This window comes from Microlunatus kandeliicorticis (genome assembly GCF_014137855.1).
Classification (GTDB): Bacteria; Actinomycetota; Actinomycetes; order Propionibacteriales; family Propionibacteriaceae; genus Microlunatus; species Microlunatus kandeliicorticis.
The window spans coordinates 1,030,498-1,045,973 of record NZ_JACGWT010000001.1 but is presented as its reverse complement, the minus strand read 5'-3'; the positions used below and the strand labels follow the sequence as shown (position 1 = coordinate 1,045,973).

The window sequence follows — 15,476 nt, the reverse complement described above, 5'->3', positions numbered from 1 at the left end:
GGAACCCGGCGCCCGGCCGCTCAGCGTCCCAGCCAGCCGCCGTCGACGGCCAGCAGGTGACCGTGGACGTAGGCCGAGGCGTCCGAGGCCAGGAACACCGCGGGACCGACGAAGTCCTCCGGGGTGGCCCACCGGCCGGCCGGGATCCGCTCGGAGATCTGCCGGTTCCGGGTCTCGTCGGCCAGCAGCGCGGCGTTCATGTCGGTGGCGACGTAGCCGGGCACCAGCGCGTTGACGTTGACCCCGGCGGCGGCCCACTCGTTGGCCAGCGCCTTGGTCAGCTGACCGACCGCGCCCTTGGCCGCGGCGTAGGCGGGCACGGTGAAGCCGCCCTGGAAGGTGGTCACCGAGGCGATCAGGACGATCTTGCCCGAGCCGCGCGGGACCATCACCCGGCCGGCGGCCTGGGCCAGCAGCCAGACGCTCTTGAGGTTGACCTGAAGCACGTGGTCCCAGGCGTCCTCCACGAAGTCGACCGACGGCTCGCGGTGCTGCACCCCGGCCGAGGGCACCAGCACGTCGAGGGTGCCGAACCGGTCGACCACCTCCGGAACGACCCCGCGCACCTGGTCGTTGTCCGCCACGTCGCAGCGGACCAGCTCGCACCGCCGGCCGAGCGCCCGCAGCTCGTCGCGGAACCCGGTGTCCTCGGTGCTGCGCTGCAGCAGCGCGACGTCGGCGCCGGCCTCGGCCAGCCCGCGGGCGATCGCCCGGCCGATCCCGCGGCTGCTCCCGGTGACCGCGGCCACCCGTCCGGTCAGGTCGAACATCGCCGAGGTCTGCACCGGCCCGATTCTGCCGCAGCGGTCGCCCGGCCGGCTCAGAGCCGGGTCAGTCCGGCGGTCACCGGGACCGGCAGGTCGACCCGGGTGCCGAGGTCCGCCCCGACGCCGAAGTCGTCGACCACCACGGTCAGCCGGTCCGGGGTCGCCTCGTGGATCCGCACCCGGTAGCCGTCGCCGCCGCGGCCGACCGCCGCCGGCTCGAACCACCAGTACTCGGCCAGGCAGGCCATCCCCTCCGCCTCGAGCAGCGCCGCGGCGTCGAGGTAGTCCGCGGCGACCCCGAGCGGGTAGCCGAAGACGGTGAGCGGCAGGAAGTCGTCGCCGACGGGCGCGAGATAGCCGACGAGCTCGTCGTCGCTCTCGCGCCGGTGCGGCAGCCAGTCCGACGGGATCATGATCATCATCGTCGCGTCCGGCCGGCGTGCGGACAACCGGTTATCCGGCCGGCTCAGACCGGGGGGACGCCGTGCCGCTTGGCCGGCCGGCTGCGGTCCTTGCCCCCCGCCGCCGCGTACCGGACGATCAGCTCGCCCCGCAGGTCGGCGGGCTCGACCACAGCGTCGATCACCAGGTCGGAGGCCAGCCGGAGCAGGTCGAGGTCGGTCTCGTACGCGCGGCGCCGGTCGCTGACGAACTGCGACCGCTCGTCCGGGTCGTCGATCGCGGCGATCTTGTTCGCCCAGACCGCGTTCACCGCGGCCTCCGGACCCATCACCGCGATCCGCGCGGTGGGCAGGGCCAGACAGGCGTCGGGGCCGAAGCCCGGGCCGCACATCGCGTACAACCCTGCGCCGTAGGCCTTGCGGACGATCACCGAGACCGTCGGGACCGTCGCCTCGGCCACCGCGGTGATCATCTTCGCGCCGTGCCGGATGATCCCCTGCCGCTCCACCGCGCTGCCGATCATGAACCCGGGGACGTCGGCCAGGTAGAGCAGCGGCAGGCCGAACGCGTCGCAGAACCAGATGAACCGGGCGGCCTTGTCGGCGGAGTCGACGAACAGCACCCCGCCCTTGACCGCCGGCTGGTTGGCCAGCACGCCGACCGGGTGGCCGTCGAGCAGCCCGAGCCCGACCACCAGCTCGGGGGCGAAGAGCGGCTTGACCTCGACGAAGCTGTCGGCGTCGAGCACCGCGTCGATCACGGTGTGGACGTCGTAACCGACGCCCTCGTCGGCCGGCACCAGGTCGTCGGTGAAGTCGACGGCCGGAGGGGTCGGGTCGAACACCGGCGGCGGCTGCCGCCAGCTGGTCGGGAGGTAGCCGAAGAACTGCCGGGCCTGGGTGATGGCGTCCTCGTCGTCGACGGCCAGCTGGTCGCCGCAGCCGGACACCTCGGCGTGCATCCGGGCGCCGCCCATCTCGGTCAACCCGACCTTCTCTCCCACCACCATCTCGGCCATCCGCGGCGACCCCAGGTACATCGACGCGTTCGCCTCGACCATGATCACCAGGTCGCAGAACGCCGGGATGTAGGCGCCGCCCGCCGCGCTCGGCCCGAACAGGCAGCAGATCTGCGGCACCTTGCCCGAGAGCGCGACCTGGTTGGCGAAGATCCGCCCGGCGCCCCGTCGGCCGGGGAACAGCTCGATCTGGTCGGTGATCCGGGCTCCGGCCGAGTCGATCAGCCAGAAGACCGGCAGCTCCTCGCGGAGCGCGGTCTCGGTGACCCGGATGATCTTCTCCACGGTGCGGGCACCCCAGGAGCCGGCCTTGACGCCCGGGTCGTTGGCCACCACCAGCGCCGGCCGCCCGTCCACCAGCCCGCGTCCGGTGACCACCCCGTCGGCGGGCAGCCCGGCCCCGTCGAGGGTGGCCACGGCGTTGGCCAGCCGGCCGTCCTCGACGAAGCTGCCCGGGTCGACCAGCAGGGCGATCCGGTCGCGGACCCAGAGCTTGCCCTGCTCGGCCAGCCGAACCGCGGCCCGCGGGCTCGGGGCGTCGGTCGCGGCGCGCGCGGCGGCCCACCGCTCGGCGTCGGTCGGCCGCGGCACCCCGGTCGGACCGCCCTCGCCGCTGTCGTTCGGGCCGCCGGTCATGCGACCGGCAGCCCGAGGCCGCGAGCGATCACCAGCCGTTGGATCTCCGAGGTGCCCTCACCGATCTCAAGGATCTTGGCGTCCCGGTAGAAGCGGGCGATCGGGTACTCCTCGACGAAGCCGTAGCCGCCGAACACCTGGGCGGCGACCCGGGTGGCGGTGACGGCGGCCTCGGTGGCGTGCAGCTTGGCGGCCGCCGCGGCCCGGCTGTACTCGGCCCGGAACCGGGCGTCCTCGGCGATCCGCCCGGCGGTGGCGTCGTCGCGGAGCGCGGCCGCGGCATAGACCATCAGGTGGGCGGTGCGGGCCATCACGTCGAGATCGGCGATCGGGAAGGCCACTCCCTGCTTGGCGCCGATCGGGCCGCCGAAGGCGGTCCGGGTGCCGGCGTGGTCGAGAGCCAGGTCGCGGCAGGCCCGGATGCAGCCGAGCGCGAGCGCCGCCACCGCCACCCGGCCGTCGTCGAGGGTGGAGAGGAACTGGGCCATCCCGCGCCCGCGGGTGCCGAGCAGGTGGTCCTGCGGCACCCGGGCGCCCTCGAGCACCAGCGGGTGGGTGTCCGACGCGTGCCAGCCGAGCTTGTCGTAGGCGGGGCCGACGACCAGGCCGGGCGTCCCGGCCGGCACCAGCAGGGTCGAGACCTCCGGCCGGCCGTCGGGGTGCCGTCCGGTGCGGGCCGCGACGCTGATCACCGACGTGAGCGCGGTGCCCGAGTTGGTGATGAACTGCTTGCTGCCGGCCAGCGTCCAGTGCCCGTCGACGAGAGTGGCGGTGGTCCGCAGCGCGCCGGCGTCGGAGCCGCCGTCGGCCTCGGTCAGCGCGAAGGCCGCCAGGGCCCGCCCGGCCACCAGGTCGGGCAGCCAGCGCTGCTTCTGCTCCTCGGTGCCGTAGCGGGCGATCGGGGTGATCCCCAGCCCGACCGCGGCCTCGAGGGTGATGCCGAGCGACTGGTCGACCCGGCCGATCTCCTCGACCGCGACGCAGAGGCCGGTGAGGTCGCCGGCGCCGCCGTACTCCTCGGGGGCCGACAGCCCGAACAGCCCGAGCTCGCCCATCCGCCGGACCACGTCGACCGGGAAGACGTGCTCGCGGTCCCACGCGGCGGCGTGCGGGGCGATCTCGGCCGCCGCGAAGTCGGCGACCACCGCCCGCAGGTCCTCGTGGTCCTCGTCGAGCCGGAACGACCCGGGGACCGCCCGGGCCGGTGTCCTCCGTCGGGTCTGTGCTGTGCGTACCGGGTCGCCCGCCACGTCGTCCTCCCGTGAGCCTCGCGCGTCGTCGCGCGAAACCAGCTTACGCTTACGTAAAGGGAACTCGGGGGCCAGGAGGCGCGTGTGACGGGGAGCAGGACGGCGACCGGTCCGACGGCTGCGCCGCAGGGCGAACAGGACCGGACCTGGAGCATCGGCGAGCTCGCCGCCGAGAACGACACCACGCTGCGGACCATCCGGTTCTACGAGGACTCCGGGCTGCTCACCCCCGAGCGCGTCGGCACCCGCCGGGTCTACCACCCCCGTGACCGGGTCCGGCTGCAGCTGATCCTCCGCGGCAAGCGGCTCGGCTTCAGCCTCGGCGAGATCGCCACCATCGTGGACATGTACGACGCCGAGCCCGGCGAGGCCGGTCAGCTCGACTACCTGCTCGACCAGATCGGACGACGCCGCGCCGAGCTCGAGCAGCGGCGCGCCGACATCGCGCAGACGCTCGCCGAGCTCGACGCGGTCGAACGCCGCTGCCGCGCGGATCTCCGCCGACTGCGGTCCGGTCGACGACCCGCGGAGCGGCGCGCTCAGCCGACTGAGAAGAAACCCACGACACGCTGAGAGCAGGCTTTTGCGCGCCCGAGTCCCGGCTGTGTACCTTTCGGTACAACCCACTGCGGCGGCGATCGGTTGCCCCGCGAGCGGCCGCACATTCCCCCGAGCGCGCCGGTCAGGACGGTCGTGCGATGGAACGCCGCCGCGGTGGCGCCCAACGCTCCCGCTCGGCTCAGTCGAGCGGCATCGGCTCGTCGACCGTGGCCAGCAACAGGCGGTTGAACTTCCCGAAGGCGGCGTGGGTGAGCGGGCCGTCGCCCCGGACCAGGTAGTCGATCATCAACCCGCGGGCCAACGCGACGTGCAGCCGGCCGGCCAGGCCCGCGGCTCGCTCGTCGAGACCCTGGGTGGACCAGAACCGGGCCAGCGGTCCGGCGTAGCTGTCGATGACCAGGCCGCGGATCTGCTTCACCGGCTGTTCGCCGTGGACGGCGAGCAGCGCGAGCTCGAAGACCAGCGGGCCGCTGCCGTCCAGCCGGCGGAGGATCCGGTTCCACAGGTCCCCGAACGCGGCGTCGTTGGGATCCCCGCCCGGGTGGCGGTCCACCAACACGTCGAGGTCGGCGGCCTGGTGGCTCTCGATCCGTTCGACCAGAGCCGCCAGCACGCCCTCCCGCGACCCGAAGTGGTAGATCAGCATCCGGTGACTGCTCCCGGCTGCCGCTGCCAGCCGGCGCAGGCTCAGGCGGCCGAAGCCGGAGCCTCCAGCGTTGGCGATCAAGGCGTCGAGCAACTGCTGCCGGACGCTCACCGCCGGTCGCGACGTCGGCGCGACCGGCCGCCGGCCCGCGGAGAGCCGCGCTCGGTCGTCGGTCTCGGGGTGCAGCCGGATCAGCGCGCGGACCGCGGGCCGGTCGGGGTGCAGCAGCCGCGCGTACCAGCTCACCAGCCGACCGAGGTCCTCGTGCGTCCCGCCCAACAGCCGGTCCAGCACCAGACCCCGCCCGATGGCCACCTGGACGGCGGCCAGGTCCTCGGCCACTGGTTCGGGGTATCCGTGTTGGACCCAGAACGACCGCAGCGGAGCGAGGTCGGCACCGACCGAGTGGTCCGGCTCGTCCACCGACTCCCCGGTCATCGCCCGGACCCACAGCTCGAGCATCAGCGGACCGTCGCTGGCCAATCGGTCCTCGGTCTCGCGCCAGACGTCGAGGAAGTCGCCCCGGTCCTCCAGCTCGTCGAGGCCCTGGACGGTGAGCTCGTGCGAGGAGCGGCTGAGATGATCACCGCCGCGCTCCGCGACCGCCGCGATCAGTCCGTCGCGCGACCCGAAGTGGTAGAGCAGCATCCGGTGGCTGCTGCCGACCGCGTCGGCGATCCGGCGCAGGCTCTGCTCGGCCAGGCCGTTGTTCCGGGCGTGCGCGACCACGAGGTCGAGCAGGCGCTCGCGTTCCCCACCGACGGCCCGACCGGCCTCCCCGCCGTCCCGGTCGGCCGCCCCGTCCGGGCTGCCGCCGTGGGCGCCCGCCCCGTCCTCCTGGGGACCCTTCACGGCCGGGCCGGCTGGCCGGTCACGTCCCAGAGGTGGTGCAGCACGTCGTGCAGGAAGTACTGGGCGAGCGTGGTGACGGTGAACCGCGAGCCCTCCGAACGCCGGCCGGGCCGGTCGAGCTGCTCCGGCCGCAGACCGCGCAACCGGGAGACCAGCGACCCGGCGGCGGCGAACAGCTCCTCGGCCACCACGTCCGGGTCCTGGCCGGCGTAGTCGTCGCTGACCGCGGTCGCGTCCTGGTCCCAGTCGGCGAAGACCGGGTCGTCCTGGTCGAGCATCGACCCGAGCCGCTCGTCGAAGACGGCGTAGACGTCGCGGACGTGCGCGCCGTACTCGAGCGGCGACCAGACCGCCGGGGCGGGCCGGGCCGCGGCGGCCGGGTTCGAGGTCAGGATCTGCACCCACTCGGCGGCGGCCGCCTCCGCACGGTCGGCCACCTCCTCGATCGGGACCTCACCGGCGGCGAGCCCGCACTCGGGGCAGCGCCGGTCGAGCGTCCAGGTCCAGTCCTTGCGGTCCGGCGGCGGCGGCTCGAGCGGCGGACGTGGCATCGCGTCAGGCTAGCCCCTCACGGGCCCCCGACCCCCGGCGACCCGGCCGGATTGCCGACGCTGTAGCGGAGCCCGGCCGAGCGGCTGCCAGACTCGTGCCGTGACCGTCGACCTCAACGCCGACCTCGGGGAGTCCTTCGGGCGCTGGCGGCTGGGCGACGACGCGGCGATGCTCGACCTGATCACCTCGGCCAACGTGGCCTGCGGCTTCCACGCAGGCGACCCGACGACGCTGCGGACGACCTGCCGGCAGGCCGCCGAGCGCGGCGTCCGGATCGGCGCGCAGGTCGGCTACCGCGACCTGGCCGGCTTCGGCCGGCGGTTCGTCGACGTCGCCCCGGACGACCTCGCCGCGGACGTCCTCTATCAGCTCGGCGCCCTCGACGGTCTGGCCCGGACGGCGGGCAGCCGGGTGGGCTATCTCAAGCCGCACGGCGCGCTCTACAACACCGTGGTCGACCACCCAAGGCAGGCCGAGGCGGTGCTCGACGCCGTCGTCGCCTGGTCGGAGGCGACCGGCGCGGCGCTGCCGGTGCTCGGCCTGCCGGGATCGGTGCTGCTCGACCGGGCCGCCGCCCGCGGACTGCCGGCGGTGACCGAGTACTTCGTCGACCGGAACTACACCGACGACGGGCGACTGGTCGACCGCCGGCGTCCGGACGCGTTGATCGACGACCCGGCCGAGGCCGCCGAGCGGGCGGTCGCCGCCGCCCGCGACGGGCGGGCGCGGTCGTTCTGCACGCACGGGGACAGCCCCGGCGCGGTGCAGATGGCCCGGGCGGTCCGCGAGGCCCTGACCGCGGCCGGGATCACGCTCGAGCCGTTCAGCTGACGTGACCGACCCGTTCCGGGCTGTGCCCGCCGGGGTCCCCGGCCGCCGGTTGCTGCCCTGTGGCGACGAGGCGGTGCTGGTCGAGTGCGCCGACCTGGCCGACGCCCGTGCCGTGCTCGCCGCGCTCGAGCGCACCGGACCGGCGCCCGCCGGCGGCGGACCCGTGGCCGAGGTGGTCCCGGGCGCGCGGACCCTGCTGCTGCGGCTGCGGACCGGGATCGACGACCCGGCCGTGGCGGCGCTGACCGCCCGGCTGCTGACCGCACCCGCCACCCCGGACGACGCGGGCGGTCCGGGCCGTGGCGCCGCGCCCACAGCGGTCGGAGCACCGGTCGAGATCCCGGTCCGCTACGACGGCGAGGACCTGGCCGCGGTCGCCGCGCTGCTCGGGGTCGATCCGGCCGAGGTCGTCCGCCGGCACACCGGGACGGTCTGGACGGTGGCCTTCGGCGGGTTCGCCCCCGGCTTCGGCTACCTGGTGCCCCAGACCTCCGGCGGGCACCTGACCGTGCCCCGCCGGGACAGCCCGCGGACCGCGGTCCCGGCCGGCGCGGTCGGGCTGGCCGGGTCGTACTCGGGGGTCTACCCGCGGAGCGGACCGGGGGGCTGGCAGCTGATCGGCCGGACCGACCTGGTGCTGTTCGACCCCGACGCCGACCCGCCGGCGCTGCTGCGGCCCGGCGCCCGGGTCCGGTTCACCGACCTCGGCGCCGCCCGGTGATCACCGTCGTCCGGCCCGGGCCGCTCGCGCTGCTCCAGGACCTCGGCCGCCCCGGGCTGGCCGCGATCGGCGTCCCGACGTCCGGCGCGGCCGACCGCGGCCAGGCCGCGCTGGCCCACCGGCTGGTGGGCAACCGACCGGACGCGGCCCTGCTCGAGACCGTCCTCGGTGGTCTCGAGCTGCGTTCCGACGACCCGCTCTGGTGCGCCGTTACCGGCCCGGCCACCGCGGTCACGGTCGACGGCCGACCGGTCGGGACGCACCGCCGGGTGCTGCTCCCCCCGGACGTCCCGCTGGTCGTCGCCGCGCCGCCGCGCGGGCTGCGTCACTACGTCGCGGTCCGCGGCGGGCTGGTCCCGCCACCGGTGCTCGGCAGCCGGTCGACCGACCTGCTCTCCGGGCTCGGACCGGCCCCGCTCCGCGCCGGCGACCGGCTGCCGGTCGGCGACCCCACCGGCCCGCTGCCGCCCGCGGTGCGGCTGCCCCCGCCGGCGGCGGTCGGCGAGCTGTGGCTGACCACCGGACCACGCCGGGACTGGCTGGACGGCACGGGGTGGTCGGCGCTGGTCGGCACCACCTGGGAGGTGAGCGCCGAGTCGAACCGGGTCGGGGTCCGGCTGACCGGGCCGCCGGTCCCCCGTCGCACCGACGCGGAGCTGCCGTCCGAGGGCCTGGTCCGGGGTGCGGTCCAGCTGCCGCCGTCGGGCCAGCCGGTGCTGTTCGGCGCCGACCACCCGGTCACCGGCGGCTACCCGGTGGTCGCGGTGCTCACCCCGACCAGCGCCGACGCCGCCGCGCAGCTGCGGCCGGGCGACCGGGTCCGGCTGCGGTTCCGGCCCGGGCCGGCGGGTGGTGCGCACCCGGTCGAGCCCGGGGCCCCGGCGACCGCCCGGTAGATTTCCGTCGCCCGGCGGCGCCCCGCGCACCGGTCCGGGGGCAGGTCCCACGACGACTCCACGACGACGAGGGGTGAGCGGTGTCGATCAGCAAGGTGCTGGTGGCCAACCGGGGCGAGATCGCGGTCCGGGTGATTCGGGCCGCCGCCGACTGCGGGCTGGCCAGCGTGGCGGTCTACGCCGAACCCGACGCCGACGCCCTCTTCGTCGGGTTGGCCGACGAAGCGTTCGCCCTCGGCGGCAGCACGCCGGCCGACAGCTACCTCGACATCGAGAGGATCCTCGCCGTCGCCCGCCGGTCCGGTGCCGACTCGGTCCACCCCGGCTACGGCTTCCTCTCCGAGAACGCGAGCTTCGCCCGTGCGGTGCTCGCGGCCGGGCTGGTCTGGATCGGTCCGCCGCCGGAGGCCATCGACGCGCTCGGCGACAAGGTCACCGCCCGCCGGATCGCCGAGCAGGTGGGGGCGCCGCTGGTCCCGGGCACCCCCGGGCCGGTCGCCGACGCGGCCGCGGTGGTCGCGTTCGCCGAGGAACACGGGCTGCCGGTGGCGATCAAGGCGGCCTACGGCGGCGGCGGCCGCGGGCTCAAGGTGGCCCGGACCCTCGAGGAGATCCCCGAGCTTTTCGACTCGGCGGTCCGCGAGGCCACGGCGGCCTTCGGCCGCGGCGAGTGCTTCGTCGAGCGCTACCTCGACCGGCCCCGGCACGTGGAGACCCAGTGCCTGGCCGACCGGCACGGCGACGTCGTGGTGGTCTCCACCCGCGACTGCTCGCTGCAGCGGCGGCACCAGAAGCTGGTCGAGGAGGCACCGGCACCGTTCCTCGACCGCGACCAGCACGACCGGCTGGTGGCTGCGTCGAAGGCGATCCTCCGGAAGGCGGGCTACGTCGGTGCCGGCACCTGCGAGTTCCTGATCGGCCAGGACGGCACCCTGTCGTTCCTCGAGGTCAACACCCGGCTCCAGGTCGAGCACCCGGTCAGCGAGGAGGTGACCGGGCTCGACCTGGTCGCCGAGATGTTCCGGATCGCCGACGGCGAGCCGCTCGGCTACGACGACCCTTCACCTCGCGGCCACGCGATCGAGTTCCGGCTCAACGCCGAGGACCCGGGCCGCCACTTCCTGCCCGCCCCCGGCACCCTGACCGTCTGGACCCCGCCGACCGGTCCCGGCGTCCGGGTCGACGAGGGCTACCGGGCCGGCGACACCGTCCCCGGCGCCTTCGACTCGCTGCTGGCCAAGCTGGTGGTCACCGGCGCCGACCGGGCGCAGGCGCTGGCCCGGGCCCGCCGCGCGCTGGCCGAGCTGGCGGTCGACGGGATGCCGACCGTGCTGCCGTTCCACCGCGCCGTGGTCGACGACCCGGCGTTCACCGCCGCGGACGGTCGGTTCGGCGTCCACACCCGCTGGATCGAGACCGAGTTCGCCGGGACGATCCCGCCCTGGGACGGCACCCCGGGCGCTCCCGACTCGCCCGGCGGCCCGGCTGGCCGCGAGACGGTGGCGGTCGAGGTCGACGGCCGGCGGCTCGAGGTCCGGCTGCCGACCGGATGGGGGGCCCGCGCCACCGCGCCGGGCCCCGGTCCCGCACCCACGGCGGGCCCGGCGGCCGGGACGTCCGGCCGGACGAGCCGACCGGCCGCGCGCACGAGACCGGGTACGAGACCGGCTACGAGGACGGGAACCGGGTCGGGAGCCGCGTCGAGCGGGCCGCCGGCGACCGCGCTGACCTCGCCGATGCAGGGCACGATCGTCCGGGTCGCGGTCGCCGAGGGTGACCTGGTCGAGACCGGAGACTTGATCGTCGTGCTCGAGGCGATGAAGATGGAACAGCCGCTGACCGCTCACCGCGCCGGGAAGGTGAGCGAGCTCTCCGTCGAGGTCGGCGGAGCGGTGACCAGCGGGTCCACGATCTGCGAGATCGTCGACGTGGCGAACGGTTGACGGTGACGTCCCGGAGCGTGCGGGACGGCGTCGATCCGCGTTCTCCCTCGGCATCGCGCGCGAGCGGCGGATCCTGCGGGATCCGGCGGACGCGTGCCTGAAACGAACTAATGAAGCTTTAAGAATCGCCTGTCCGTCAGCACCATCCGCGACCTCCCGGAGACACTGGAACCATGGATCTGATCCTCCTTCTGCTCGTCGTCGCCGTCATCGGTGGCGGCGGCGCGCTGCTCTACGGCAGACACGCCACCCGGCAGCGCGAGGCAGCCGCCCAGGCCGAGCTGGAGAGCCAGCTGACCACCTCGAAGAAGGCGGCCGACGAGGACGTGACCAAGTTCGGCGAGGAGCTGCAGAGGCTGGACACCGACGTCGCCGGCCACCCGCTCGACGAGGCCATGCAGCAGGACTACCAGCGGGCCCTCGACGCCTACGACGACGCCAAGATGTCGCTCGACGCGGTCCGCAAGCCCGAGGAGATCCGTCACGTCACCGAGATCCTCGAGGACGGCCGCTACGCGATCGCCTGCGTCAAGGCGCGGATCGCCGGTGACCCGCTGCCGCAGAAGCGGCCGCCGTGCTTCTTCAACCCGGCCCACGGCCCCTCGACCCAGAACGTCGAGTGGGCGCCTGCCGGGGGCACCCCGCGGGACGTGCCGGCCTGCGCGGCCGACGCCGAGCGGGTGCTGGCCGGGGCCGACCCCTACATCCGCACCGTCCAGGTCGGCGCCCAGCGGGTGCCCTACTGGCAGGGCGGTCAGGCCTACGCCCCGTGGGCGCAGGGCTACTACAGCCGGTGGAACGGCAGCGACCTGCTGTCCGGCGTGCTGATCGGCTCGTTCCTCTTCGGCGGGATGGGCAACATCTTCGGCGGCATCGGTGAGGGCCTCGACGGCCTCGGCGAGGGCATCGGCGAGGGCATCGGCGGGATCGGCGAGGGCATCGGCGACGGCCTCGGGGACATCGGCAGCGGCATCGGCGACATGTTCGACGGCATCGGCGACTTCTTCGGCGGCGACTGATCCCGACCGACCCCTGAGCCTGTCGAAGGGCGTGAGCGCGCCCCACCACCGCTCCCTGAGCCTGTCGAAGGGCCTGGGCGCTTCGACAGGCTCAGCGCACGTCCTGGGCCTGGGCGCTTCGACAGGCTCAACGCACGTCCTGGGCCTGGGCGCTTCGACAGGCTCAACGCACGTCCTGGGCCTGCGCTTCGACAGGCTCAGCGCACGTCTCGGGCCTCGAGCACCACCGCGCTCCCTGAGCCTGTCGAAGGGCGGCCCTCAGGACTCGAGCAGCGCGGTGAACAGCTCGGTGGTGCCGCCGTCGATCTTGAGCGTGGCGAGATCGTCGCCGCGGGTCGCGCCCCGGTTGACGATCACCACCTCGCGGCCGTGCCGGACCTGGTGCCGGACGAACCGCAGCCCCGACATCACGGTCAGCGACGAGCCCGCGACCAGCAGCAGGTCGGCGTCGTCGACCAGCGCGTAGGCCGCGTCCACCCGTGCCCGAGGCACCGTCTCGCCGAAGAACACCACATCGGGCTTGAGCCGGCCGCCGCAGACCGGGCAGTCGGCCAGCACGAAGTCCTGCCAGTCCCCCACCACCGCGTCGCCGTCGGGTCGCAGCTCGGCGTGGCCGACCGGCCGTTCGGTGGCGTAGCCAGGGTTGAGCGCCGCCAACCGGCCCTGCACCTCGGCCCGCGACCGGACGGTGCCGCAGTCCAGACAGATCACGTCGGCGATCCGGCCGTGCAGCGCGACCACCGGGTCGCTGCCGGCGGCCTCGTGCAGCCCGTCGACGTTCTGGGTGATCACGCCGGTCACCCCGGCCCACGGGTCGGCGAGGGCTCCCAGCGCGGCCAGCGCGCGGTGCCCGGCGTTCGGCTCGGCCAGCCCCATCCGGCTCCAGCCGAGGAAGCTGCGGGCCCAGTAGCGGCGACGGTTCTCCACCGAGCCGAAGAACTCGGCGTAGAGCATCGGCGAGGCTTGCGGCGAGTCCGGGCCCCGGTAGTCGGGGATCCCGCTGTCGGTGGACATCCCGGCGCCGGTCAGACACACCCAGCGGCGGCCGTCCAGCATCGCCCGCACCCGGTCGAGGTCGGCGGGGTCGATCGCGCGCCAGTCCGGCCCGAGGGCCCGGGCGGAGAACCGCGCCGCCGAGCCCGGCGCCGACCACGCCCGCGGACCGGTCGTCCGCAGCCCCACCGGGCGGCTCGCCGGGACGGTCACGTGACCAGCTGCGCCACGCTGTGGCCGTGCAGCCGCCGCGCCGCCTCGGCCACCGATCCGGACAGCGACGGGTAGACGGTGAAGTCGGCGGCCAGCTGGTCGACGGTGATCCGCTCGGCGACCGCGACCGACACGGCGTGGATCAGCTCGCTGGCTCGCGGGGCCACCACCACCCCGCCGACGATGATCCCGGTGGCGGGCAGGCAGAACAGCTTGACGAAGCCGTCCCGGATGCCCTGCATCTTGGCCCGGGCGTTCCCGCGGAGCGGCAGGCTGACCTTGATCGCGCGGACCTCGCCGTTGTCGACCTGCTCCTGGGTGGCGCCGACGGTGGCGATCTCGGGCGAGGTGAAGACGTTCGAGCTGACCGAGCGCAGGTCGAGCGGGCTGACCGCGTCGCCCAGCGCGTGCCACATGGCGATCCGGCCCTGCATGGCGGCCACCGAGGCCAGCATCATCACGCCGGTGCAGTCGCCGGCCGCGTAGACGCCGCGAGCCGAGGTCCGCGACACCCGGTCGACGGTGACGAAGCCGCCGCGGTCGACGTCCACCCGGGCGGTGTCAAGCCCCATGTCCGCGGTGTTGGGGATCGACCCGACCGCCAGCAGACAGTGCGAGCCGGTGACGATGCGGCCGTCGGTCAGGGTGACGGTGACCTGGTCGCCGTCGCGGACCACCCCCGCGGCCCGCGACCGCGACAGCACGGTCATCCCGCGGCGGGTGAAGACGTCCTCGAGCACCCGGGCCGCGTCGGCGTCCTCGCCGGGGAGCACCCGGTCGCGCGAGCTGACCAGCACCACGTCGACGCCGAGCGCGTCGTAGGCGCTGGCGAACTCGGCCCCGGTCACGCCGGAGCCGACCACGATCAGCCGCTCGGGCAGCTCGGTGAGCTCGTAGACCTGGGTCCAGGTGAGGATCCGCTCGCCGTCGGGCACCGCGTCGGGCAGCACCCGCGGGTGCGCGCCGGTGGCGATCAGCACCACGTCGGCGTCGAAGCTCTGCTCGCCGTCGGCGGTCTCGGCGACCACCCGCTCCGGGCCGTCGAGCCGGCCGCGTCCGGTGACCACCCGGATGCCCTCGCGCCGGATCCGGTCGACGATGTCGGCGCTCTGGGCCTGGGCGAGCCGCTTGACCCGCTGGTTGACCATCGCCAGGTCGACGTTCACCTGACCCTCGACGGTATCCTCGCCGTGCCGGCCGAACCGCAGCCCGAGCTCGGTCGAGGCCTTGACCTCGGTCATCACCTCGGCGGTGGCGATCAGGGTCTTCGACGGGACGCAGTCGGTCAGCACGGCCGAGCCGCCGAGCCCGTCGGTGTCGACCAGCGTGACGTCGCCGCCGAGCTGGCTGCCCACCAGGGCGGCCTCGTAGCCACCGGGGCCGCCACCGACGATCACCACGCGAGTCACACGCCCATCCTTCCACGCGACCGCGCACCGGCCGAGTGCAGAAAACGGCGGCTCGATCGCCGTCCACCCGCGTTGCGCGGGCTCGGGGCCGATCGAGCCGCGGTTTCCTGCGCGATCACCCGGCCTCGGCCAGCGCTGTCCTCAGGTCGGCGACCAGCCCGGCGTAGGCGGCGTCGCGGTCCGGGCCCTCCTCGGTCCGCAGCACCGCCGAGGGGTGGATGGTGGCCACCACCGGCACGGTGGTCGGGCCGACCACGGCCTCGAGCCGGCGGCCGCGCTGCTGGGTGATCCGGAAGTCGCTGCCGAGCAGCGACTTGCCCGCGGTCGCACCGAGCGCGATCACCAGCGCCGGACGCACCTGCGCCACCTCCGCCTCGAGCCACGGCTTGCACGCCTTGATGTGGCTGACCTGCGGGGTCTGGTGGATCCTTCGCTTGCCGCGGAGCTCGAACCGGAAGTGCTTGACCGCGTTGGTGACGTAGACCCGGCTGCGCTCGATCCCGGCCTCGGCCAGCGCCCGCTGCAGCACCTGCCCCGCGGGGCCGACGAACGGGATGCCGCGTTGGTCCTCCTGGTCGCCGGGCTGCTCGCCCACCAGCATCAGCGGGGCGTGGTCGTTGCCGGCCGAGAAGACCACCTGGGTGGCGGGCTCCCAGAGCTCGCAGCCGCGGCACCCGGCCGCGGCCTCTCGCAGGGCGGGGACGTCGGCGTCGGGGTCGACCCACTGGGCGGCGCCGACCGGGGCAGGGTGCGCAGGCATGTCCCCA

The 15,476-nt window shown here is 74.7% G+C and carries 15 protein-coding genes; 6 read left to right on the top strand and 9 right to left on the bottom strand.

Features of this window, described 5'->3' with window-relative positions; all coding sequences use genetic code 11:
* Positions 1 to 20 precede the first annotated feature (20 nt).
* From FHX74_RS04620 to FHX74_RS04605, 4 genes are read right to left on the bottom strand one after another with little or no spacing between them, the layout of a single operon-like run.
* The gene (locus FHX74_RS04620; RefSeq protein WP_328823616.1) at positions 21 to 785 is read right to left on the bottom strand and encodes an SDR family oxidoreductase; all 765 of its coding nucleotides are present in this window, start codon (positions 783 to 785) and stop codon (positions 21 to 23) included.
* 35 nt (positions 786 to 820) lie between these two features.
* Positions 821 to 1,216, bottom strand: a complete 396-nt coding sequence (locus FHX74_RS04615; protein WP_182558843.1) for a hypothetical protein — start codon at positions 1,214 to 1,216, stop codon at positions 821 to 823.
* Positions 1,217 to 1,233: 17 nt separating this feature from the next.
* Positions 1,234 to 2,823: an acyl-CoA carboxylase subunit beta gene (locus tag FHX74_RS04610; RefSeq protein ID WP_182558842.1), complete on the bottom strand. Its 1,590-nt coding sequence runs from the start codon at positions 2,821 to 2,823 to the stop codon at positions 1,234 to 1,236.
* Positions 2,820 to 4,073: an acyl-CoA dehydrogenase family protein gene (locus FHX74_RS04605; protein WP_182558841.1), complete on the bottom strand. Its 1,254-nt coding sequence runs from the start codon at positions 4,071 to 4,073 to the stop codon at positions 2,820 to 2,822. Before FHX74_RS04605 ends, FHX74_RS04610 begins: the two co-directional genes overlap by 4 nt.
* 84 nt (positions 4,074 to 4,157) lie before the next feature.
* On the opposite strand from FHX74_RS04605, the gene FHX74_RS04600 reads away from it, so the two are divergent.
* Positions 4,158 to 4,646: a MerR family transcriptional regulator gene (locus FHX74_RS04600; protein ID WP_182558840.1), complete on the top strand. Its 489-nt coding sequence runs from the start codon at positions 4,158 to 4,160 to the stop codon at positions 4,644 to 4,646.
* A 166-nt stretch (positions 4,647 to 4,812) separates the two neighbouring features.
* Here FHX74_RS04600 and FHX74_RS04595 read toward each other — a convergent pair whose 3' ends face one another.
* Together FHX74_RS04595 and FHX74_RS04590 are read right to left on the bottom strand one after the other, a co-directional pair.
* Positions 4,813 to 6,132, bottom strand: coding sequence for a TetR/AcrR family transcriptional regulator (locus FHX74_RS04595; protein WP_182558839.1), 1,320 nt, complete (start codon positions 6,130 to 6,132; stop codon positions 4,813 to 4,815).
* Entirely contained in the window at positions 6,129 to 6,683 is a 555-nt protein-coding gene (locus FHX74_RS04590) for a DinB family protein (RefSeq protein ID WP_182558838.1), read from the bottom strand. The genes FHX74_RS04595 and FHX74_RS04590 overlap by 4 nt, the downstream gene beginning before the upstream one ends.
* A 100-nt stretch (positions 6,684 to 6,783) precedes the next feature.
* On the opposite strand from FHX74_RS04590, the gene FHX74_RS04585 reads away from it, so the two are divergent.
* The 5 genes from FHX74_RS04585 to FHX74_RS04565 all read left to right on the top strand — a co-directional run bounded on the left by FHX74_RS04585 (position 6,784) and on the right by FHX74_RS04565 (position 12,094).
* A complete protein-coding gene (locus FHX74_RS04585; RefSeq protein WP_182558837.1) occupies positions 6,784 to 7,515 on the top strand; it encodes a LamB/YcsF family protein in 732 nt (243 codons plus the stop codon).
* Between the two features lies 1 nt (position 7,516).
* Positions 7,517 to 8,236 carry a 5-oxoprolinase subunit B family protein gene (locus tag FHX74_RS04580; RefSeq protein WP_328823615.1) on the top strand — a complete coding sequence of 240 codons (720 nt, stop codon included), beginning with the start codon at positions 7,517 to 7,519 and terminating at the stop codon, positions 8,234 to 8,236.
* Positions 8,233 to 9,132 carry a 5-oxoprolinase subunit C family protein gene (locus tag FHX74_RS04575; RefSeq protein WP_182558836.1) on the top strand — a complete coding sequence of 300 codons (900 nt, stop codon included), beginning with the start codon at positions 8,233 to 8,235 and terminating at the stop codon, positions 9,130 to 9,132. The genes FHX74_RS04580 and FHX74_RS04575 overlap by 4 nt, the downstream gene beginning before the upstream one ends.
* 80 nt (positions 9,133 to 9,212) lie before the next feature.
* Positions 9,213 to 11,075 carry an ATP-binding protein gene (locus FHX74_RS04570; protein WP_328823614.1) on the top strand — a complete coding sequence of 621 codons (1,863 nt, stop codon included), beginning with the start codon at positions 9,213 to 9,215 and terminating at the stop codon, positions 11,073 to 11,075.
* A 173-nt stretch (positions 11,076 to 11,248) separates the two neighbouring features.
* Positions 11,249 to 12,094, top strand: a complete 846-nt coding sequence (locus FHX74_RS04565; RefSeq protein WP_182558835.1) for a hypothetical protein — start codon at positions 11,249 to 11,251, stop codon at positions 12,092 to 12,094.
* A 258-nt stretch (positions 12,095 to 12,352) separates the two neighbouring features.
* Here FHX74_RS04565 and FHX74_RS04560 read toward each other — a convergent pair whose 3' ends face one another.
* The 3 genes from FHX74_RS04560 to FHX74_RS04550 all read right to left on the bottom strand — a co-directional run bounded on the left by FHX74_RS04560 (position 12,353) and on the right by FHX74_RS04550 (position 15,469).
* Positions 12,353 to 13,300, bottom strand: a complete 948-nt coding sequence (locus tag FHX74_RS04560) for a Sir2 family NAD-dependent protein deacetylase (RefSeq protein WP_328823613.1) — start codon at positions 13,298 to 13,300, stop codon at positions 12,353 to 12,355.
* Positions 13,297 to 14,709 (bottom strand): NAD(P)H-quinone dehydrogenase, encoded by a 1,413-nt coding sequence (locus FHX74_RS04555; protein ID WP_182558834.1) that lies wholly within the window; start codon positions 14,707 to 14,709, stop codon positions 13,297 to 13,299. Before FHX74_RS04555 ends, FHX74_RS04560 begins: the two co-directional genes overlap by 4 nt.
* Positions 14,710 to 14,824: 115 nt before the next feature.
* Positions 14,825 to 15,469 (bottom strand): UdgX family uracil-DNA binding protein, encoded by a 645-nt coding sequence (locus FHX74_RS04550; protein WP_182558833.1) that lies wholly within the window; start codon positions 15,467 to 15,469, stop codon positions 14,825 to 14,827.
* Positions 15,470 to 15,476 lie beyond the last annotated feature (7 nt).

Excerpts from the sequence above, each read along its gene's own strand:
- FHX74_RS04565 (WP_182558835.1), top strand. The coding sequence starts at position 11,249 with ATGGATCTGATCCTCCTTCTGCTCGTCGTCGCCGTCATCGGTGGCGGC.
- FHX74_RS04610 (WP_182558842.1), bottom strand. The coding sequence starts at position 2,823 with ATGACCGGCGGCCCGAACGACAGCGGCGAGGGCGGTCCGACCGGGGTG.
- FHX74_RS04550 (WP_182558833.1), bottom strand. The coding sequence starts at position 15,469 with ATGCCTGCGCACCCTGCCCCGGTCGGCGCCGCCCAGTGGGTCGACCCC.
- FHX74_RS04590 (WP_182558838.1), bottom strand. The coding sequence starts at position 6,683 with ATGCCACGTCCGCCGCTCGAGCCGCCGCCGCCGGACCGCAAGGACTGG.